Here is a 20,958-nt window from a genome sequence, read left to right as displayed (position 1 = left end):
GATCCTTACTTCCCGCCCGCGGCCAAAACCATGTCGGCCATGCGCTCGGCGGCATCGCGGATGCCCAGCGTCGAGGCTGCGGCGCCCATGCGCCCAAGTGTTGGCGCATCAAGGCACAGCGGAACCACGTTGGCCTTGATCCATGCGGCATCCAGGGTCCCGTCAGCCACCAGCAGCGCCGCACCGGCGTCAACGAGGCCTGCTGCGTTGCGTGCCTGTTCGCCGTTGCCGATGGGCAGCGGAACAAAAACAGCCGGTACACCCACGGCCGCAACCTCTGAAACGGTGCCGGCTCCCGACCTGCACAACAGGAGGTCGGCGGCCGCATAGACATCCTCCATGCCGGCAACGTATTCGACCTGCTTGTACAGGGGCGCGGTGACCGGGGACCCGTCGGCAGCCAGGACCGCCTTGCCCTTGCCGGTGATGTGCAGTGTTTGGATCCCGGCCGCGGCCAGCGCCTCGAGTGTTCCGCTGACTGCCTGGTTCAGCCGCATGGCCCCCAATGATCCGCCGGTCACGATCAGGGTGGGCAGCCCCGCGTCGAGGCCGAGCCGGCCGCGGGCCTCGTCCCGTGCGGCTTCCCTGTCAAGGGACGCGACGGCCTTGCGCATGGGCATGCCCACCAGGTGCGCGTGGCGGATTTTGGTGGCCGCGAACGCGGTACCCACGTACGTGGTGTACCGGGCGCCGACCTTGTTGGCGAGCCCTGCCTTCGTGTTGGCCTCGTGGATGACGATGGGCACGCCCAGTGACTTCGCGGCAAGGTACATGGGTGTGCATACGTAACCGCCGACACCCACCAGGACGTCGGCCTTCGCGTCGGTCAGGATGGTCTTGGCGGCCATAATGGCCCGGCGCATGCGACCGGGCAGCTTGAACAGCTCAGGCGAGGGCTTGCGGGGAAGCGGAATGCGCTCGATCAGGGCCAGCTCGTAACCGGCGGCGGGAACCAGGGTGGTTTCCAGTCCGTCCTTGGTGCCGACGGCGACAATGGCGGAGCCGGGAACGATCTCCCTGATGGCGCCGGCAATGGCCAGCAGCGGGCTGACGTGCCCGGCCGAGCCTCCCCCGGCCAGGACCACCGAAAGGGCTGATCCGTCATCGGAGGTGTTGTGGATTGTGTTCGTCATGAAGAAATCGTGGCACTTTCTTGTTCGGCGTCGGCGGCAGGGTCGGTGCGGGCAAAGGACAGGACGATGCCAATGGCCGCCAGCACCATCACCAGCGAGCTGCCACCGTAGGAGATCAAGGGTAGGGGAACACCGATGACGGGCAGGAGGCCTGCCACCATGGCGATGTTCACGAAGGCCTGGCCGATGATCCAGGTCAGGATGGAGCCGCACACAACGCGGGCAAAGGTGTCATTGCGCTTCATGATGACACGGAACACGGCGAAGGCAAGCACGCCGTACAAGGCGATGATGACCAGGGTGCCCAGCAGGCCCAGCTCTTCGCCGAGGATGGCGAAGATGAAGTCGTTGTGGGCTTCGGGAATCCAGCTCCACTTTTGCCTGCTCTGCCCGAGTCCCACGCCGAACCAGCCGCCGGAAGCGAGGGCGTACAGACCGTTTTGGGCTTGGTCGCATAGTCCAAGTCCGTCGTTGCAATTGCCCATCCAGCCCGAGAGTCGTGCTGTCCTGTTACCGCTGAACACGGCAAGGACAAGGGCTGCGGCGAGCCCGATCCCCACGGCGCCAAGGAGCACGCGCTTGCTGCCGCCGCCAAAGAACAGGCCGGCGCCGACAATGCCCATGACAATGACTGCCGTGCCGAGGTCGTGACCCATCAGGACAAGGCCCACCATGATGGCGCTGACGGGGACAACAGGCAACAGGGTGTGTTTCCATTCCCCCACGAGCCTGCCCTTGAGGGAAAGGATCATGCCCATCCACAGGGCCAGTGCCAGCTTGGCGGCTTCGGATGGCTGGAAGCTCAGGGTCTCTGTCAGCTTGATCCAGTTCCGGTTTCCACCCACCTCCTCACCCAGCGGGGTCAGGACGGCCACGAGGAGCAGGAAGGACAGGCCCAGGACGGGCCAGGCGAGCTTTTTCAGGACAGCCGGGGTCACAAAGGACAGCACCATCATCAGCACCAGGCCAATCACGGCGAACATGGCTGCCTTCAGGAACAGCGAGTAAGGGTCGACGCCGGCCGAGATTGATTCGGCGGCCGACGCCGACAGCACTGTCATCAGGCCGATGCACGTCAACGCCAAAGTGGTGGCAATGATCCAGTAGTAGGACGCGCTGGGCCGCCCCGACATCGCGTTGAGCCGCCCGCGCAGCCGTTTGAGGCGGCCGGCGGGGGCATCGGGTGCGCCAGCCTTGGCAGGGGCCGTGGCTTTTGCAGCGGGTTTTGCGGTTGTGGCAGCCTCATCCACACCAGAGTTGGCCCGCGCTTCGCGTGCGGCGGATGAGCCTGGCTGTGTGGGTGTCTTGGCCACTATGACTCCTTGTCGGCGCTTGCCTGTGATTCCTGCAGCTCCCGGACCGCGTCAATGAACGCCTGGCCGCGGTGGGCGTAGGAAGTGAACTGGTCCATGGACGCCGACGCCGGGGCCATCAGCACGGTGTCCCCGTTGGCCGCCAGCGATGCCGCGATGGCGACGGCCTCGGCCATGACCGCGTCCCCGCGCAGCGTGCCTGCATCGGCGTGCCTGCCGCCCTCGGACCGGGTCACGTGAACAGGAACCTGGGGCGCGATGCGCTCGAGGGACCCGGCCAGTGCCGAGCTGTCGGCACCGATCAGCACCACTGCTTTGAGGCGCTGCGCGTGTTCGCGCACGAGGTCGTCAAAGACAACACCCTTGGGCAGTCCCCCTGCAATCCAAATGACGGGGTTGAACGATGACAGCGAGGCCGATGCGGCGTGCGGGTTCGTGGCCTTTGAATCGTTGACCCACAGCACACCTCCGGCACTGGCAACTGGCTGGATCCTGTGGTCGCCGTTGTGGTAGTCAACCAGGCCCTTGCGGACGTCGGCGGGGGTGAGGCCGTAGGCGAGCACGAGGGCCGCGGCTGCTGCCGCGTTGGCCACCAGGTGCCGGGGCACGAGGTCTCCAATGTCGCTGAGCGCTGCGAGCTCGGATGCTGAATCCTTGCGTTCGGCGATGAAGGCGCGGTCCACGAGCAGGCCCTCGACGACGCCGACCATGCTGATGGCGGGGATGCCGGTGGTGAAGCCGACTGCCCGGCAGCCTTCCTTGACGTCGGCTTCCTGGACCATGCGCTCGGTTTCAATCTGCTCCGCGTTGTATACGCAGGCAATCTTGGTGTTGGCGTAGATCCTGGCCTTGTCGGCGGCGTACGCCTCGAAACTGCCGTGCCAGTCGACGTGGTCGACCGCCAGGTTCAGGCAGACGCTTGAAACAGGTTCAAGGGACTCGCTCCAGTGCAGTTGGAACGTTGAGAGTTCCACTGCCAATACGTCATAGCCTTCGGGGTCGCGCACGGCGTCGAGGATCGGCGTGCCGATGTTGCCGGCGGCGATGGCCCGCAGCCCGGCGCCCTGGAGCATGGACTCGACCATGGTGGTGGTGGTGGTCTTGCCGTTGGTGCCCGTGATGGTGATCCATTCGGCCGTCTTGCGGCCTTCCTTCACCCGCACACGCCAGGCAAGTTCCACGTCTCCCCAGATGGGGATCCCCTCCCCTGCTGCGGCCGCCAGCAGCGGGTGGCTTGGTTTGAAGCCCGGGCTCGTGACAACGAGGTCGGCCCGCTCCCCGTCGACCAAGGGCAGGACCGTGGATGTTTCGGCACCGAGGATGACGTCCCTGACGCCGACGATCTTCAACGTGTCGGCATTAGCCAGCGCCTCGGCGTCGTTGGAGGCCGCAACCACAACCACATGCGCGCCCAGCTCCGCGAGGGTGTCGGCAACGGAAAATCCTGTCTTGCTGATGCCTGTGACAACAACGCGCAGCCCGGCCCAGTCGGCGTCCCAGCTCGTCAGTGCGGCGATGCGGGTTTCTGGTTCACTCACAGTCGAATCACTCACAGTCGAACGATCCATTCAGCGTAGAAGGCGCCGAGTCCCACGGCGACCATGAGTCCTGCCAGGATCCAGAACCGTACAACGACAGTCACTTCCTTCCAGCCCTTGAGCTCGAAGTGGTGCTGCAACGGCGCCATGAGGAAGACGCGCTTGCCCTTGGACAGCTTGAAGAAACCGACCTGGATGATGACGGAGCAGGAGATGACGACGAAGAGTCCGCCAATGATGGCGAGCAGGATCTCGGTGCGCGAAAGGATGGCAAATCCTGCCATTGCGCCACCGATGGCAAGCGAGCCGGTGTCGCCCATGAAGATCTTCGCGGGCGAGGTGTTCCACCACAGGAAGCCGATCAGGGCGGCAAACATGATGGCTGCCAGCAGGGAGAGATCCAGCGGATCCCGGACGTCGTAGCACACGGAATCCGCGGGGAATTTGCGGGAGCCGCAGGCCTGGCTGCTTTGCCACAGGCCAATGAGCGTGTAGGCGCCGAAAACAAGGATCGAGGCACCGGTTGCCAGTCCGTCGAGTCCGTCGGTGAGGTTGACGCCATTGGTGGCAGCGGTGATGATCAGGTTTGACCAGAGCACGAACAGCACCACACCCAGCCCGGCCCCGGCAAAGGCCAGGTTCAGGTGCGGGATGTCCCGGGCGAAGGATATGAAGGTGCTGGCAGGGGTGAGCCCGGACCTGTTCGGGAACCCCAGCGCCATGATGGCGAAGGAAATGCCCACCACGGCCTGGCCGATGAGCTTGCCCTTGGGATTCAGTCCTGTGTTGTGCTGCTTGGTGATCTTCAGGAAATCGTCGAGGAACCCGACAAGTCCCATGCCAACCATGAGGTAGATCATGAGCAGCCCGGACGCCGAGGGGCCGGGCAGGTCCGGATTGATGAGCCACACAATCAGGTGCGTGATGAAGTATGCGCCGACCACTGCCCCGACAACAACGGTGCCGCCCATGGTGGGGGTTCCGCGCTTGATCTGGTGGGTGGTTGGACCGTCCTCGCGGATGATCTGTCCGTAGCCCTGCTTGACAAGGAAACGGATGAACAACGGGGTGCCTATCATGGCAAAGGCCAGGGCCAAGCCTGAACCAATGAGCAATGCGATCATGGCTGGGCAGTCCTTTCACCGAAGGTAGTGTCGCTGGTTGCGGCGGGGCCGATCCCCGTGGGTAATGCTATCCGATCGCCCAGGAACCGCAGCCCTGAGCCGTTTGAGGACTTGAATAAGACGATGTCCCCTGGGGCCAGTTCGGCGGTGAGCAGCTGGTAAGCGGCGTCGGCGTCGGGCAGGAACATTGATTCCTCCCCCCAGGATCCCTCCATGACGGCGCCGACGTGCATGGCCCTGGCCCCGTCACCAATTACGAGCAGACGGGAGATGTTCAAGCGCACGGCCACACGGCCCACCGCGTCGTGTTCGAGTACCGAGTCCTCGCCAAGTTCGAGCATTTCCCCCAGCACGGCCCAGGTCCTGCGTGCGCCGCTTCCGCCGAGTTCGGCGAGGGTCCGCAGGGCTGCCCGCATGGATTCCGGGTTCGCGTTGTAGGCGTCGTTGATGACTGTCACGCCGTCGCTGCGGTCGGTGCGTTCCATCCTGTGGCGGCTGGCGGGGCGCTGTTGGTTGAGGGAGGCAACAATGTCCTCGGGGGCAATCCCCACCTCGTGGGCGGCCGATGCCGCCGCCAACAGGTTCGTCACGTGGTGCAGGCCAAGCAGCTTGCTGCCCACCGGCAAGGTGTCCTCGCGGCCGGGGAAGGCGAGGTCGAATTCGGGCTGCCCGTCCGCGTTGGTACGCACGTTGCGGGCCTGCAGGAACCGGGGGCCGCCGGCAGTGTCGGGCAGGCCGGTTTCTGGGGCATCGGCGCTGCTGAAGAACGTCACGGGCGCGGCTGAGCGCGCCGCCATGGCACGGACCCGGCCGTCGTCGTAGTTCAGCAGTGCCCGGCCCCGGGGCGGCAGTGCCTCGGCTAGTTCGCCCTTGGCGGCGGCAATGTTTTCGATGGAACCGAATTCGCCGGCGTGGGCGCTTCCGACGCACAGGACCACGCCAAGGTCCGGATGCACCATATCGCTGAGGTACTTGATCTGGCCCACCTTCGTGGCACCCATTTCAATGATCAGGAAGCGGGTGTCCTCATCGGCGGAGAAAACTGTCAGCGGAACGCCGACTTCCCCGTTGTAGGAGCCGATGGGCGCAACCGTTGCACCGTGCTGGGACAGGATGCCGAACAGCAGGTCCTTGGTGGTGGTCTTGCCGGCGGAACCTGTGATGCCGATGACCGTCAGGGGCGAGTGTGCCCGGATCCGGCGCACGACCTCGGCAGCCAGCGTCCCCATGGCGCGCACGGCGTCGGCGACGATGACAGCCGGGAAGGGGGTTCCGGCGTCGTTCGCGGCCACCTCACGCTCGGCAAGGGCCAGCACGGAGCCCGCGGCAAACGCGGCGGCAACGTAGTCGTGGCCGTCGGCCTGTTCGCCGGCCTTGGCCACGTACATGCCCCCGGGGACAGCGTCGCGGGAGTCGGTGGCAATGGTGGCCACATCAATGGTCAGGGTGGGCTCGGTGCCGGCCGACAGCGTGCCGGAGGTCAGTTCGGCAATCTCGGCCGCAGAAAATTCAATCATCAGTAGGGGACTCTATCTTGCTTGCCTGTGTCAAGGGGAATCCGCGGGAGGCAAGTGCAGCCCGTAATTCAACCCTGTCGTCAAGGGAAATATTGATACCCTTCACTTCTTGGTAAACTTCGTGGCCGCGCCCGGCCACCAGGATCACATCCGCCTCTGTGGCCAGTTCGACGGCGCGCCCGATCGCATCGGCGCGCTGGTCGAATTCCTCCACGACGCGCCCCAAACCTTCCTGCTCATTGGCTTGACGGGCACCGGCCAGAACGTCGGCGCGGATCGCGGCAGGGTCCTCATCGTGCGGGTCATCGTCGGTGATGATGACCACGTCGGCGCCGCGGGCCACCACCGCGCCCATGATGGGACGTTTCGTGGCGTCGCGCTCCCCCGTGGCACCGAAGACGGCGATCACACGGGCGCCGGGGGTGGCCGGCCGGATGGCGTCAAGGGCCCGTTCAAGGGCGTCGGGGTTGTGCGCGAAGTCGACAACGGCAACCGGTGCCGTGCCGACGAGCTGCATGCGTCCGGGCACCTCGACGGTGAACGGGTCATGGGCGTCAAGGGCTTCCTGCAGCCTGGCCAGCACGTCCTGTTCACGTTCGACGCCGGAGCCGTCCTTAGCAGGGAGGGCCAACAGCTCGGTGGTGACCATGAGCAGCGCCAGAGCGGCGTTGGAGACGTTGAAGTCGCCAGGGAGGCCCGTATGAACCTGCAGGACGGCACCGTTGGGGCCGCACAAGCTGAAGCGGGACCCAACACCGTCGCGGCGGATGTCGCGGACCTGCCAGTCGGCGGCGCTTTCAGCACTTAAAGTGGACAGCGTCACACGGGGTACGCTGCAGGCTTCTGCCATGCGCCGGCCCCAGCCGTCATCGACAGTGACAACTGCCGATCGCGCGTGGGCGGGGGTGAAGAGGGCGGCCTTCGTTTCGAAGTAGCCCTCCATGCCGCCATGAAGGTCCAGGTGATCCTGGGTGAGGTTGGTGAAACCCGCGACATTGAAGCGGACAGCATCGACACGGCCGAAGGCCAGGGCGTGCGAGGAGACCTCCATGGAGGCTGCGGCCAGCCCCCTTTCGGCCATGACGGCAAGCAATGCGTGGACGTCTGTGGACTCGGGTGTTGTCAGCTTGCTCGGGATGGCTTCGCTGCCGGCAAGGATCTCGATGGTGCCGATGAGTCCCGTTGTCTTCCCCAGTGCCTGCAACAGCGAGTTCAAAAAGTACGTGGTGGTTGTCTTGCCGTTGGTTCCCGTCACGCCGAAAAGCTCCAGGGTGCCGGTGGACGTGCCATAGACCCGGGCGGCAACCGCACCTGTGGCGGCGCGGGCGTCGGCCACGGTGAGCACAGGCACGGCTGCGTCGTCGGCCAAAAGCCGGGTGCCGGCGTCGTCGGTCAGGATCGCCACGGCGCCTGCGGCAACGGCCTGGCGGGCAAACTGCGCGCCATGGGCCTTTGCTCCCGGGAGGGCAACGTAGAGGTCACCGGGACAGATGGACCTGGAGTCCAGGCTGACACCAATGACGCGGACGGGCTGCGTGGCACCCTGTGGGGCGCTCATGGCAGCCCGGGCAAGGTCGGCCAGCTCCGACAGGTCCGCGCCACTGTGGTGGTGCGGTCGCAGCAGGGTGGCTGGGTTGTTCACAGGCACTTGAACAGAATCCTTTTCTTTCACAACGGGTCTCTCCTCTGCCCAGGCTTACTTGTAGAACTTGGGCAGCTTGACGGGCGGGGTGGTGGAGGGCGGCACGTCGTAGCTGCGCAGCACCTGTCCCATCACCTGATTAAACGTATACCCCTGGGTGACGCCGTAGATGTCTCCCTGGGGGCGTTGGACAGTAATACCGACCACATACTCGGGATCATCCATGGGGGCCATGCCGATGAAGGACGCCGTGTAGCCATCGAAACCCACACCGTTATCGGCCGGCGCCTCGGATGTGCCCGTCTTGCCGCCTGTCCGGTAACCGGGAATGCCCACCACCTTGTAGTCGGTCATGGTCACCACGCCCTCGAGTAGGTCCCTGGCGTCCTGGGCGGTTTTGGGGCTGATGACCTTCACGCCGGGGGCCTGCGGCGGTGTCGCCACCGTGCCGTCGGCTGCCGTAAAGGACTGAATCAACGTAGGTTTCAGCCTGACGCCGTTGTTGGCAACTGTCTGGAACACCATGGTGGTCTGCAGTGGCGTCTGGGCCACGCCCTGGCCAAACAGGACGGTAAATTGTTGGCGGCCGTCCCAGTTTTTCCAGTCGGCAAGGATGCCGGGGCTTTCACCCGGCAGCTCAATGCCTGTCTTTGCACCCACGCCGAACTTGCGCAGGTAGTCATAGCGCTGCTGGAGGCTAAGCCTGGAGCCGGCCATGACGGTACCGGTGTTCATTGAATCGGCAATGATGCCCGCCAGCGTGCGCTGTTCGGTGCCGTGCACAAAGGCGTCGGAGAAGTTCTGGCCGTCAATGTTCAAGGTGGGCGGCACGAGGAACTCGCTCATGGGCGTGGCCAGTCCCTCCTGCATGACTGCCGAAGCGGTGATGATCTTATCCGTCGAACCCGGCTCCACCACCGAACTGACGGTGCGCGAGCCGATGTTCTTGGCAACCGATGCCCCGACATTGTTGGGGTCGTAGGAGTCGCTGTCAGCCAGGGCGATGATCTTGCCCGTCTTGACCTGGGTCACCGTAATGCTGGCCCACTGGGCGTTGTACTGCTGCTTTTGCTGCTGCGCGGCCTGCTGGGCGTAGTACTGGATGTCCTGGTCGATGGTCAGCTTCACTGTTTGGCCGTCAACGGCAGGCTCCGTGCGGACGGGGGCCGTGGGGATGATGATGCCGTTCTTGCCGGCCTGGAACGTGCGCTTCCCGTCTGTGCCGGTGAGCTTGTCATTCATGGTTTGCTCGATGCCTGCCAGCGCCTTTCCGTCGGCATCGACGAAGCCGACGATGGGCCCGCCCACTGCACCCATGGGGTAGACCCGCTTGGTGACTGCCTGGGAGTAGATGCCGGGAAGGCCCAGCGCGGCCACCTTTTCCTCAACCTGGGGGCTGACGTCCCGGGCGATGTAGTTGAAGTTGGCAGTTCCCGTGGCCTTCGTCTTCACATCCACGAAGCCCATGCCCAGCACGTGGGCGAGCTGTTGCAGGCCCTCGTCCTTGGTGAAGCTGACATTCTTCCCGGTGTCCGGGTTCCAGCGCTTGAAATCCTGGTAGCCGGCCATGTTCACCTGGGAAACGGTGATGTCATAGCGGATGATGCTTTCGGCCAGCACCTTGCCCTTGGAATCAATGATCTTGCCACGGATGGCGGGCAGCGTTTGCACCACGGTGCGCTGGTTTTCGGCCGCCTGGGCCATGTTGCCAACGTCAAGGCCCTGCACCATGACGAGCCGTCCCGCAATGACGAGCAGGAAGGCCATCATCAGGACAAAGCCGACACGCATCCGGGTGCGGCCAACTTTATTGATTCGCTGTGCACTTGCACCACGATCCGACTGGGTGGATTTCTGTGCCACGTGATGCCATTCCTTGCGCTGTTAGCTTTGAGGCAGCAGGTGCTGCCTGTTTTCGGGTGTGCCTGTCCCGCCGGGGAAGGTGGTGGGGACCCTAGTTGTCCTTTTCGACCGGAGCCGGAATGGTGCCGCCGTTGAGTGCCGGTGCTACCGCACTAGGTGCCACCGGAGTTTTAGCCTGCTTTGCCGCAGCATCCTTTTGGGCATTCGCGGCGGGGCTGCTCGGCATGGCGGGCGGTTCTTGGGCTGCGACCACCGGTTGGGGTTTGTCGATCAGTGCCGGAGGAATGACGACTAGGCCCTTGGTGTCCGCTGCGGCAGGCATCGGGGACCCGCTGACCTTCTTGGTGCGCACGTCGATCTGGCCGGTCGTGGCGGCGGGGACCATGCCCATGGCTGCTGCCCTGGCCACGAGTTCCTGCGGAGAGGACTTTGCGGCGATCTCCTGCTCCAACGACTGGTTTGACTTGTGCAGCACCGATTGCTGGTTCTTCAGTCCGACAAGTTCGTACTGGCCCTTGGACACCGAGATGCTCATGACGAGCACGACAGTCAGCGCGGCGAGAACCACGAGGAACAGGCCGGTGACCAGGGCGCGGCTGCTGCGCCTGGGGGTGGAGACCACAAGGGACAGCGGCGTGCGTGCCTTCCGGGTTGCGCCCGTCTGAGGTGCCGGTGTGAGCGGGCCCGGATTCGCCAGCGGCACGTTCAGCGCCCGTGCATTGTTGCCCACGGTCACCTGGATAGTGCGTGTTGCTTGCTGGCTCATGCGGCACTCCTGATCCTGATCTTTTCCACTGCCCGCAGACGCGCGGATGCGGCCCTGGGGTTTTCTGCGATTTCCTCGTCTGTGGGTATTTCCGTGCCCTTGGTGAGGCGCTTCAACGTTGCCTTGTGCTCCTCCAGCTCCACAGGGAACCCTGCGGGGGCGGATGAGCTTGACCCGGCAGCAAACACTGCCTTGACGATTTTGTCTTCAAGTGAGTGGTATGACATGACCACAGCCCGGCCGTGCAGGACGAGCGCGTCGACTGCCGCAGGAACGGCTTTCTCCAGGACGCTCAGCTCTTCGTTGACCTCGATGCGCAGGGCCTGGAAGGTCCGCTTTGCGGGGTGCCCGCCGGTCTTGGACGCACCCGATGGGACAACGTTGCGGATGATGTCCACGAGCTCGCCGGTGCGGGTCAGCGGCGCCGTGTCGCGTGCAGCCACAATGTGGTTGGCGATCCGTCCGGCAAACTTTTCCTCGCCCCACTTGCGGATGATCCGCACGAGGTCTTCCTCGGTGTACGTGTTGAGCACATCGGCAGCGGTTTGGCCGCGGCTTGTGTCCATGCGCATGTCTAGGGGTGCATCGAAGGAGTAGGCAAAGCCGCGGTCGCGCTCATCGAGCTGCAACGAGGACACGCCCAGGTCCATGAGGATCCCGTCGATGCCGGGAACACCGAGGTCCGCCAGGACGTCGGTGATCTCGTCGTAGACGGCGTGCACCAGGTCCGTGCGGTCCTTGAACGGTGCAAGGCGCTCCCCTGCCAGGCCCAAGGCTTCGGTGTCCCTGTCAATGCCGATCAGGTGCAGCTCGGGGAAACGCTGCAGCATGGCTTCACTGTGTCCGCCCATGCCGAGGGTGGCGTCGATGACAATGGGCGTGCGCCCCGCTGCACGGGCTAGCTCAAAGGCAGGCGCCAGGAGATTGATGCAGCGGTCTTTTAGAACTGGAGTGTGGCGTTCGGACGTAGGTGGCGTGGGGTTTTCCGACGTCATCACGACTCCGTTTCTGTTCGGTCAAAACCGGAAGGGGAAATTCGTTCCCCTGAGGCAATGCAAATATGGCAGTAATCAATTGTGGTGCTGTGCTGGCCCGTCCACGCAGTCGATCCCTTGCGAGGTGTGTTCTTAAGCCAGATCCCCCTCCGCGCCACGCCATGCCACGCCTGACTCCGGGGAAGGTGAGTCAGGACTGGCCCTGCGGGGCGGCTGGAGATCTCATTCAAGATCACAAAAGCTGATGGTGCTCGTTGGTGCCGGTGGTTGGGGATCCTCAGATAATTCCGGGGATGGCGAGTTCGTCAGTTGCCGAGAACGCCGTCTCCTTCGCTGCCAGGTATTCATGCCAAGCGGTGGCATCCCAGATCTCTGCCCGGCTGCCGGCGCCAATGACGACCAGCTCCTTCTCGAGACCTGCATAGGATCGCAAGGTGGCCGGAATGGTCACCCTGCCCTGCTTGTCGGGAACTTCGTCGGAAGCTCCCGAAAGAAAGATTCGAATGTAGTCCCGGGCCGCCATGTTGGACAGTGGAGCATCCTGCATTTGGGCCAGAACCTTTTCGAATTCCCTTGCGCTGAAGACGTAAATGCAGTTTTCCTGGCCCTTGGTCAGGACAAGTCCACTGGAAAGTTCCTCCCGGAACTTTGCGGGAAGGATGATCCTGCCCTTCTCATCAAGACGCGGTGAATGAGTTCCGAGAAACACTCCCCACCGCCTTCATTGTTGAGATTTGACGGTCAACCCGACCCCATTCCCCTCTTACGTGCTCCACATTACTCCACAATCCTCCACCGTCAACTTCCCTTGGGTGTGTGTTGGCAGCGTGTCGAAGCAGAAATCCTTGTTGTTACGGGGCACACGGGCGGTGGCACACGGTGGAGGGAAAAGGGCGGCCGGTGCGTCATTGGGGTCCGGCGGGGTACAAAAAAGCCCCCTTGGGGGCGTATTTGGCCTTTTTTAGGTCGCCCGTGGCGCAAAGTGGAGGGATTTTCCTCATCACTGCGGCCGGCCGACACGTCACGGTGGAGGGGCCAAGATCACCTCTGGCGCCGTTCGTTTTAAGCGCAAAAAGACCCCCGGAAGGGGGTCTTGTCTCGCATGCCGCGGGAGGCACCGGATGAAAAAGTGCGCGCGGCAGAAAACCTGCCCAACTCACAGGCTAGTGTTCGCGGCGGCGCTCTTCCCACTTCTCTTCAAGGCCGTTCATGAAGCCGCTCTTGGACTTCGCGCCCGACTTCGTCCCGGCCCGCGGAGCGCCCTTGGCGGACATTACGTACTTGGGCTTGGAAAGTGCGATGTAAACGCCGCCTCCCATGACAAGGAACCCGAGGATCCCCACCACTATCAGCTGCGATCCGACGCCTCCCAAGAGAATCAACAGCCCAACGATCACCACCAGCACACCAATGACGACGTTGCGGGTCGACATAGAACGCTTCGGGCTTGAGGACAGGGCGTTGGCAAACTTGGGATCTTCTGCATTGAGCTGCTCTTCGAGCTGGTCCAACAGTCTCTGTTCGTGCTCAGAGAGGGGCATGACGACCTCCTTCAGGTCAAGAGCCGTGGGTGTCTTTTCCCATACAACGGCTTTCCAGCTGATTTGGTTCCCGCTGCAGCCGTCACATGCAGCTTTCACGGCGTGCACTCGAGCACCAATCAGTTGCGAAGCCATCAATGAGGTAACTCCTATTACTAACAATAGGCTTGATTGTGCCGAACTGAAACCCGATTGCCCCTTACTACTTTCGGCGGGGCGGAAGGAGGCGCGCAGGGACGATTTTGGCGGTTCCAAACCGTGCCGCAATGGCATCGCCGACCACCTCGGCATTGCGGGAATTGTCGTCCCTGGGGTCCAGGGTGAACTGCAGGGGCGCACTGTCAACCGACTCCAACTTCTCCATGCGGACCCCTATCAGGCGCACGCTTTGGGGCCTGCTGCCCAATGCCCGCAACAGGGCGACGGCGCCCGCATAGATTTGCGTGGCACTGTCAGTGCTTGCGCTGAGCGCCTTGGACCTGCTGATGGTGGAAAAGTCCGCGTACTTGATCTTGATGGCAAGGGTGCGTCCGCTCAGCCCGGATTCACGCAGGCGCCCGGCCACCCGGTGTGAAAGCCGCAACAGCTCCCTGGTGAGAATTTCGTCGTCGAAGGTGTCCTGGGCAAAGGTCTCCTCGGCGCCGAGGCTCTTTTCCTGGTGTTCGGGGGTCACGCGCCGCGGATCAATGCCCCAGGACAGGGCATGCAGCGACACACCCATGGCGCCCAATGCCTTTTGCAGCGCCGGCAGCGGAGTGGCGGCCACATCCGCCACAGTGAAGATGCCCAGGCGGGCCAGGACCTCGCGTGTCTTCGCACCCACACCCCACAGGGCCTCGACGGGCAACGTGTGGAGGTATTCCACCGTCCGATCCTTTTCGATCAACAACATGCCGTCCGGCTTGCAGCGGGTTGAGGCGACCTTTGCCACGAACTTGCTGGCGGCAATGCCCACCGACGCGGTGATCCCCACCTCGGCGGATATGCGCCTGCGGATCAGCGCCCCGATCTGCAGGGGTGTGCCGAGGCGGCGCAGCGAACCGCTGATGTCAAGGAAGGCCTCATCCACGCTGAGTTGCTCGACGGTGTCGGTGATGGAGTGGAACACGGCCATGACATCGGCCGACACTTCCTGGTAGAGCCGGTGCCGCGGCATGATCACGACGGCGGTCGGGCACATCCGCAGTGCAGTCACCATGGGCATGGCCGAACGGACCCCGACGGCCCGTGCCTCGTAGGAGGCCGAGAGCACCACCGAGCGCCCCTCCGGGTGGCCGACGATCACCATCTTTCCCACTAAGTCGGGGCGGTCACGCAACTCGACGGAGACAAAAAACGCGTCCATGTCGACGTGCATGACGGTGCAGCCCTGTTGCTCGGGCGCGTGCCCCCGTTCATCTTCCACCCCTCAAGTCTAGTGACAGGCAATACCGGCAGCCACCGGTTCCCAGTGAACTGGACACCATGGGCGGGTGCCTTGGCGGCCATCATGGGTAAACTGAACTGAATGCGACCGCACAGGCACCGGCAGCTAAGGAAAATTCCATGACACGACACACACCCCGCACCGCGCACATCCTGCCGTTGATCCGCAAGAGCCTGCTGGCAGCGGCGGCGGGTTCCGCCGTCGTGCTGATGGCTGCCTGCTCAAGCCCGGCACCCAGCGCATCCCCCACGGCAACCGCACCAGCAACCACTGTCGCGACGGCCCCGGCGACGACCACCGCTGCACCGTCCCAGGAGTCCGCGGTGAAGAAGCTGGTGGCCGGATTCCCGTCCACAGTCCTGCCGTTGATGAAGGGCGCGGAGATCCAAAGCTCAAGCATCGCTCATGCTGTGCCCGTTTCACAGGCATCGCTGACGGCGTCAGTGACGGCGAGCTCGGCGGATGTGCTGGCCTACTACACGAAGGTCTTCACCGACCAGGGCTTCAAGGCGCAGCCGGGCGACTCGGTTGACGGCGTTCCCGTGAAAACCTTCGTGCGCGCCGAGGGACAGGAAATCCTCACTGTGTCGATCGTCCAGACTGCGGCAACTGCCACCTTCACCCTGGGCGCAACGCTGCTGCCCGCGTCTTTTAAGTAATCCACCCCGGCGCCCGAGAACTTTTAACCCATGGAATTTGATCCAACAGCAAGGAATCTTGAAAGCATGAACGCAACGCCCGTCCCAACCGGCGCAACCCCCGTGGCCGAGCACGACGCCTTCATTGCAGCCGTTACGGCACAGCTGAACAGCTTCCTGGCTGAAAAGCACCAGCTGCTGGCACAGATCTCGCCGGCGACCCTTGTGCTGGTTGATTCCATCAAGACCCTTGTCACCGGCGGCAAGCGCATGCGTGCGCTGCTGTGCTACTGGGGATGGCGGGGGGCCGGCGGGGCCGCCGATGCGCAGGCCGTGGTCCAGGCAGGTGCCGCCCTTGAACTGTTCCAGGCTGCCGCGTTGATCCACGACGACATCATTGACCGATCGGACACCCGCCGAGGCGGCCCGAGCGTGCACCGGCGGTTCAGCACCTTGCACACGCAGAGCAGTTGGGCCCTTGACGACGAGCGGTTCGGGCACGCTGCGGCCATCCTGACCGGGGACCTCTGCCTGTCGCTCAGCGAGGAAATGTTCTCCCGCATCGGTTCCGGCGCCGCCAGCGACGACGCTGCGGCGCGGGCCCGTGCGGTGTTCAACATCATGCGCACCGAGGTCATGGCGGGCCAGTACCTCGACATCCTGGAGGAGGTTTCAGGGCCGTCCAAACCCCACGCTACGGCCGTGGCCCGCGCGTCGGCGATCATTCGTTACAAGAGCGCAAAGTATTCCTCCGAACATCCCTTGGTGCTTGGCGGCGCCCTGGCCGGTGCCGGGGAAGGGCTGCTGGCCGGATACGGCGCCTTCGCGCTGCCCCTGGGCGAGGCATTCCAACTTCGCGACGACGTTCTTGGCGTGTTTGGCGATCCTGCCCAAACGGGAAAGCCTGCCGGTGATGACCTGCGCGAGGGCAAGCGAACGGTGCTTGTGGGCCTGACCATTGATGCCGCCAACGCGGAGGACAGGGAGTTCGTCGATACGAACCTTGGCCGCCAGGACCTCAACGACGCCGAAGTGGAACGCATGTGCTCCGTTATGGTTGGTTCCGGGGCGCTGGCCCGCACGGAGGACATGATTGCGCAGCTGAGCGAAACGGCGTTTGCCGCCCTGGCAGGTCTTCCCCTTGAAGATCACGTCAGGACGGCGCTGTCAGCCCTGGGCCGGGCCGCGGTTTCCCGAACGTCGTAACCACCCGCGCCTCAGTCAGGCGTTAAAAAGTTCCGGGGATCGTTGCCCCATCCCACCCGGGCAGGGCGGATGGGGCAAGGATCCCCGGAATTTTGTCCTTAATCGGTGCTGCGTGCTACCAGCCCAGGGCTGCTGCGCGGCGGCGGATTTCGGTCTTGCGCCCGCCGATCAGGGCGTCGATGGGACGCCCGGGCAACGACTCGTCAACGGTGTAAAGCCATTGGATGGCTTCCTCATCATCAAAGCCGGCGTCGTGGAGCACGGAAATGGTTCCACGCAGGCTTTCCAGGATGTGGTCCCCGGCAATGAACTCGGCGGGCACGGCCCTGATCGAGCGCTCACCCACACGTGCTGCAAGCAAGGAACCATCCTTGACAAGGGCATGGACTTTGGTGACCGAGACATCGAGCATCTCGGCGACGTCGGGCAGGGGCAACCATTCACTGACTACTGTTTCAACATTACTCACACACAAAGGTTCCCACATTTTGTGCCCGGCTGCGTCAACTTTGTGCGCCAATGACCGTTGGTGTCTTACTTAACAGTGCTTTGGTGTAAATTTTCCTTTAGTCACTCTAGTAACATCACCCCCACTGGCATCATCTGTAACGGAAAATTGAGGTCTCACCCATGACTCCCCCACGCCCCTCGTCCCCAGGCAGCAAGCAGGCAAACGGCGGAAGGCAGCTGGCGGCAGTCGCCACGGCAGCCATTCCCGTGGTCATGTTGTCATCCCTGGCCCTTGCCACCCCGGCTGGGGCAGCCCCCGCCGCGGCGGAACTGATGCCCCACGGCAATCACGGCGCCCTCGATGCGCAAAAGGTGCTTGCAGCGGTGCAGGCACGGACCGCCTCAAACAACATTTCCGCCGCAGTTGTTGCCAGCTCGGTGCCGCGTGCCGTCACCGCCATGGGTGCCCCCGCCGTCGCGAAGGCCGTGCAGACCGTCGTCAAGGCGCAGCCGGGCAATGTCTCACACACAGTGGTTGCCGGCGACACAGTCTCAGGCATAGCCGCCAAGTACGGGGTGTCCACCGATTCAGTGCTGAAGCGGAACCAGCTCACGCCAACAACTATCATCCACCCCGGCAAGGTCCTGTCCATCACAGAATCCACGCCCGCTGTAGCCCCCGCGGCCGCCACCCCCACGGCGTCAGCCACGTACACTGTCACCGCCGGAGACACCCTGAGTGGAATCGCGGCAAAGCACAAGATCAGCCTGGCCACGGTCTTTTCACTGAATGGCCTCAATGGCGGTTCCACCATCTACCCCGGCCAGAAGATCAAGGTGGGCGGACAGGCCGCCGCAGCTCCGGCGTCGCCCTCCACCGCGCAGGCACCCAAGCCCGCAAGCGGCGGCGGCAACTACATCATCAGGGCCGGGGACACGCTCTCCGCCATTGCCTCCCAGAACGGCGTCAGCCTCTCGGCCCTGGTGTCGGCGAACGGCCTGAACGTCAACGCGCCCATCTACCCGGGCAAGACCCTCACGATTCCCGGGGTCAAGGCCGCCGCTGGCAGCGTCACACCCATCACCGCCGGCGTGCCGGAGCTGGCGCCGGACCAGCAGGTCCCCAGCACCTTCCTGCATTACACCTACCCCCAAGCGGTGGTCAACGACGCCAACAAGAACAAGGCACTGTTGCTTGGCGCCCCCGCACCCTCAAGGGCTCAGATGAAGGACATCGTGTCCCGTACGGCAAGCCAGATGGGCATCGACCCGGCCCTGGCGCTGGCATTCGCGCAGCAGGAATCAGGCTTCAACCACCAGTCGGTCTCACCTGCCAACGCCATCGGCACCATGCAGGTCATTCCCGACGCGGGAGACTGGGCCTCCGGCCTTGTCGGGCGCAAGCTGAACCTGCTTGACCCGCAGGATAACGTCACGGCCGGCATCGCCATCATCCGTGCACTGCACCGAGGCGCATCCAGCGAAGACATTGCCATCGCCGGTTACTACCAGGGCCAGTACTCCGTCAGCGTGCACGGTTTGTTCCCTGACACAGAAATCTACGTGGCAGGCATCAAGGCGAACCGCGAGCTGTTCCGCTAAATACCGCCATCTGGTGCCCTTGACCGGCATCGGCACAAAGTACGCTCTCAACGAAAAGGGGCCCCGGCGCGGTGTTGCTGGCGGCCCCTGTTGGTTTGAACTCCTAAACTTGAAGGGTGCAAGAAGCCTCCCCTGACCCGCTGATCGGGTCCACGATCGACGGCCGCTACCTGGTCCGCTCCAAGGTGGCGCTCGGCGGCATGTCAACTGTCTACCTGGCCAAGGACCTGCGGCTCGGGCGGAACATTGCCCTGAAGATCCTGCGCCCGCACCTGGCTACCGACGCGGCCTTCATCGAGCGGCTCGGGCGCGAGGCCCAAAGCGCGGCAAGCCTTTCGCACCCGCACGTGGTGCAGATCCACGACCACGGCGTCGGTCCTGAGCACGCCTATCTCGTTTTTGAATACATCGACGGCTACACCCTGCGCGACGTCATCAATGAGAACGGCGCGCTGACCCCCCGGCAGGCCCTTGACCTGCTGGACCCCGTGGTGGAAGGCCTGGCAGCCGCCCACAATGCAGGTCTCGTGCACCGCGACGTCAAGCCCGAAAACGTCCTGATCGCCCGCAACGGCTGGGTCAAGATCGGCGACTTCGGGCTCTCACGCGCCGTCACCACCTCGGCCAACACCGGCGCCCTGTTGGGCACCGTGGCCTACATCGCCCCTGAGCTTGCCCAGGGCCAGGGCGGGGATGCCCGCAGCGACATCTACTCCGCCGGCATCATGCTCTACGAGCTTCTGACAGGTGTCCAACCCTTCACGGGCACCATGCCGGTCGCCGTGGTGATGTCTCATATCCAGGACGAGGTGCCGGCACCGTCGACAGCGGTTCCGGGCCTGCCTGCCGTCATGGACGAACTTGTGCGCTACATGACCGAAAAGGACCCCGACCACCGCCCGGCCAATGGTGCCGTGCTGCTGGAGGACCTGCGCCACATCCGCCAGACCCTGACGCCCGCGGAGCTTGACTTCGGCACAGCGCCGGGCACATCCCCCGCGGGTGCGACCGCGCGGCCCACCGAGGTCATAGCCACGCAGGGCCAGCCGAATGACAGAACCGAGGCCATCGCCTCCCCCTACTTCCCTACGTCGGTGCTCCCTGCCTCCCCGGGGATTGACGACGAGCGACACCAGGGCACCACTGTCATCGCGCCCCTCGTGCCGCGCTCGAAGCGACAGGAAGCCTTGCAGGCGAAGGCCCGTGCGAAGGCAGCGGCAACGCCGCTGAAGACACTGGGACCTAAAAACCCGCGGCGCCGCGCCCTGGTGTGGCTCCTGCTGTTTGTCATGCTTGGCATGCTCGCCGCCGGCGCCGGCTGGTTTGTCGGATTTGGGCCCGGGGCACTCGCCACCGTCCCCGAGCTGCACAACAAGTCTGTTCCGCAGGCGGAGGCGCTGCTGCGCGCGGCGGGGTTCGAGCAATTCCCCACATCCAACGTGTTTGATGAAAAGGTTGCCGCTGGTTTCATCGTGGCCACCGACCCCGCGGCCGGTTCCCAGGTGCGCAAGTTCAACGACATCATGCTGCACGTATCCCGGGGCCCTGTCCTGCACGCCGTCCCCCACCTGTCGGGGCAGCTCCTTGACGCCGCCAAGACGTCCCTCGACGGTGCCAGCCTTGCCGTGGGAACCGTGGAGGAAGCGTACGACGAGAAGGTTCCGGCCGGCGTCGTCATCAGCCAGGACCCGGCGGCGGCGAAGGAATTCCGTGCCAACACCAAGGTGAACCTCTTGGTGTCCAAGGGGCCCAAGCCCATCCCGGTTCCGGCCGTGGCGGGCAAGACCGAAGCCGACGCCGTGTCGGCGCTCAAGGCCGCGGGCCTCACGGCAGCGCTCGCGCCAGAGCGGGTCAACAGCCGGGGCGTGCCAGCGGGCTCGGTGGTCTCCCAATCCCCCGAATCCGGCAACCTCAAGGCAGGCGACACGGTCAGGCTGACGCTGTCCAAGGGCCCGCGCATGATCGAGGTGCCAAGCGTGGTGGGCAAGCAGGTTGGTGTTGCGACCGAGGAATTGAAGGCTCTTGGCTTCGAGGTCAAGGTTGAAAACCTGTTGGGCGGCTTCTTTGGCACCGTCCGTTTCCAGTCCCCCGACGGCGGACAGGCCCCGGAGGGCTCAATCATCACCCTGAAGGTTGTCTAGCAGCCTGCGAAAAGCCGCGGGGATGCCGAAACGGTCATCCGCTGTTGATATATCAACAGCGGA

17 protein-coding genes are annotated in these 20,958 nt (G+C 64.1%); 4 read left to right on the top strand and 13 right to left on the bottom strand.

Annotated features, from left to right (window positions below; genetic code table 11):
- Positions 1 to 5: 5 nt before the first annotated feature.
- The 12 genes from murG to dinB all read right to left on the bottom strand — a co-directional run bounded on the left by murG (position 6) and on the right by dinB (position 14,789).
- The gene (murG, locus tag AAGW05_RS17460) at positions 6 to 1,133 is read right to left on the bottom strand and encodes an undecaprenyldiphospho-muramoylpentapeptide beta-N-acetylglucosaminyltransferase (protein WP_411805832.1); all 1,128 of its coding nucleotides are present in this window, start codon (positions 1,131 to 1,133) and stop codon (positions 6 to 8) included.
- Positions 1,130 to 2,446, bottom strand: coding sequence for a putative lipid II flippase FtsW (gene ftsW / locus AAGW05_RS17455; RefSeq protein ID WP_411805831.1), 1,317 nt, complete (start codon positions 2,444 to 2,446; stop codon positions 1,130 to 1,132). Before ftsW ends, murG begins: the two co-directional genes overlap by 4 nt.
- On the bottom strand, positions 2,446 to 4,014 hold the full coding sequence (gene murD / locus AAGW05_RS17450) for a UDP-N-acetylmuramoyl-L-alanine--D-glutamate ligase (RefSeq protein WP_411805830.1): 1,569 nt from the start codon (positions 4,012 to 4,014) through the stop codon (positions 2,446 to 2,448). The genes ftsW and murD overlap by 1 nt, the downstream gene beginning before the upstream one ends.
- The gene (mraY, locus tag AAGW05_RS17445) at positions 3,996 to 5,108 is read right to left on the bottom strand and encodes a phospho-N-acetylmuramoyl-pentapeptide-transferase (RefSeq protein ID WP_411805829.1); all 1,113 of its coding nucleotides are present in this window, start codon (positions 5,106 to 5,108) and stop codon (positions 3,996 to 3,998) included. Before mraY ends, murD begins: the two co-directional genes overlap by 19 nt.
- Complete coding sequence (locus tag AAGW05_RS17440; RefSeq protein ID WP_411805828.1) at positions 5,105 to 6,625, bottom strand: UDP-N-acetylmuramoyl-tripeptide--D-alanyl-D-alanine ligase; 1,521 nt, start codon at positions 6,623 to 6,625, stop codon at positions 5,105 to 5,107. The genes mraY and AAGW05_RS17440 overlap by 4 nt, the downstream gene beginning before the upstream one ends.
- Entirely contained in the window at positions 6,618 to 8,267 is a 1,650-nt protein-coding gene (locus AAGW05_RS17435; RefSeq protein WP_411805851.1) for a UDP-N-acetylmuramoyl-L-alanyl-D-glutamate--2,6-diaminopimelate ligase, read from the bottom strand. Before AAGW05_RS17435 ends, AAGW05_RS17440 begins: the two co-directional genes overlap by 8 nt.
- Positions 8,268 to 8,321: 54 nt before the next feature.
- The gene (locus AAGW05_RS17430) at positions 8,322 to 10,130 is read right to left on the bottom strand and encodes a peptidoglycan D,D-transpeptidase FtsI family protein (protein WP_411805827.1); all 1,809 of its coding nucleotides are present in this window, start codon (positions 10,128 to 10,130) and stop codon (positions 8,322 to 8,324) included.
- Between the two features lie 91 nt (positions 10,131 to 10,221).
- Positions 10,222 to 10,896, bottom strand: coding sequence for a hypothetical protein (locus AAGW05_RS17425; RefSeq protein WP_411805826.1), 675 nt, complete (start codon positions 10,894 to 10,896; stop codon positions 10,222 to 10,224).
- Complete coding sequence (rsmH, locus tag AAGW05_RS17420) at positions 10,893 to 11,891, bottom strand: 16S rRNA (cytosine(1402)-N(4))-methyltransferase RsmH (protein WP_411805825.1); 999 nt, start codon at positions 11,889 to 11,891, stop codon at positions 10,893 to 10,895. The genes AAGW05_RS17425 and rsmH overlap by 4 nt, the downstream gene beginning before the upstream one ends.
- Positions 11,892 to 12,168: 277 nt before the next feature.
- Positions 12,169 to 12,600, bottom strand: a complete 432-nt coding sequence (gene mraZ, locus AAGW05_RS17415) for a division/cell wall cluster transcriptional repressor MraZ (RefSeq protein ID WP_411805824.1) — start codon at positions 12,598 to 12,600, stop codon at positions 12,169 to 12,171.
- Between the two features lie 454 nt (positions 12,601 to 13,054).
- Positions 13,055 to 13,432: a DUF3040 domain-containing protein gene (locus AAGW05_RS17410; protein ID WP_411805823.1), complete on the bottom strand. Its 378-nt coding sequence runs from the start codon at positions 13,430 to 13,432 to the stop codon at positions 13,055 to 13,057.
- 202 nt (positions 13,433 to 13,634) lie between these two features.
- Positions 13,635 to 14,789, bottom strand: a complete 1,155-nt coding sequence (gene dinB, locus AAGW05_RS17405; protein ID WP_411805850.1) for a DNA polymerase IV — start codon at positions 14,787 to 14,789, stop codon at positions 13,635 to 13,637.
- Between the two features lie 188 nt (positions 14,790 to 14,977).
- On the opposite strand from dinB, the gene AAGW05_RS17400 reads away from it, so the two are divergent.
- Together AAGW05_RS17400 and AAGW05_RS17395 are read left to right on the top strand one after the other, a co-directional pair.
- Positions 14,978 to 15,517 (top strand): hypothetical protein, encoded by a 540-nt coding sequence (locus tag AAGW05_RS17400; protein ID WP_411805822.1) that lies wholly within the window; start codon positions 14,978 to 14,980, stop codon positions 15,515 to 15,517.
- Positions 15,518 to 15,583: 66 nt separating this feature from the next.
- Positions 15,584 to 16,702 carry a polyprenyl synthetase family protein gene (locus AAGW05_RS17395; RefSeq protein ID WP_411805821.1) on the top strand — a complete coding sequence of 373 codons (1,119 nt, stop codon included), beginning with the start codon at positions 15,584 to 15,586 and terminating at the stop codon, positions 16,700 to 16,702.
- Positions 16,703 to 16,817: 115 nt separating this feature from the next.
- Here the strand turns inward: AAGW05_RS17395 and AAGW05_RS17390 are convergent, their stop codons facing one another.
- Entirely contained in the window at positions 16,818 to 17,171 is a 354-nt protein-coding gene (locus AAGW05_RS17390) for an Rv2175c family DNA-binding protein (RefSeq protein WP_411805820.1), read from the bottom strand.
- Between the two features lie 161 nt (positions 17,172 to 17,332).
- On the opposite strand from AAGW05_RS17390, the gene AAGW05_RS17385 reads away from it, so the two are divergent.
- Positions 17,333 to 18,754, top strand: coding sequence for a LysM peptidoglycan-binding domain-containing protein (locus AAGW05_RS17385; RefSeq protein WP_411805819.1), 1,422 nt, complete (start codon positions 17,333 to 17,335; stop codon positions 18,752 to 18,754).
- 116 nt (positions 18,755 to 18,870) lie between these two features.
- A complete protein-coding gene (gene pknB, locus AAGW05_RS17380) occupies positions 18,871 to 20,895 on the top strand; it encodes a Stk1 family PASTA domain-containing Ser/Thr kinase (RefSeq protein WP_411805818.1) in 2,025 nt (674 codons plus the stop codon).
- The last annotated feature ends 63 nt before the right edge of the window (positions 20,896 to 20,958 follow it).

It is taken from the genome of Arthrobacter sp. LAPM80 (assembly GCF_046736435.1).
Taxonomy (GTDB): Bacteria; Actinomycetota; Actinomycetes; order Actinomycetales; family Micrococcaceae; genus Specibacter.
The sequence above is the reverse complement of the archived record's forward strand: the minus strand, read 5'-3'. Positions and strand labels throughout refer to the sequence as shown.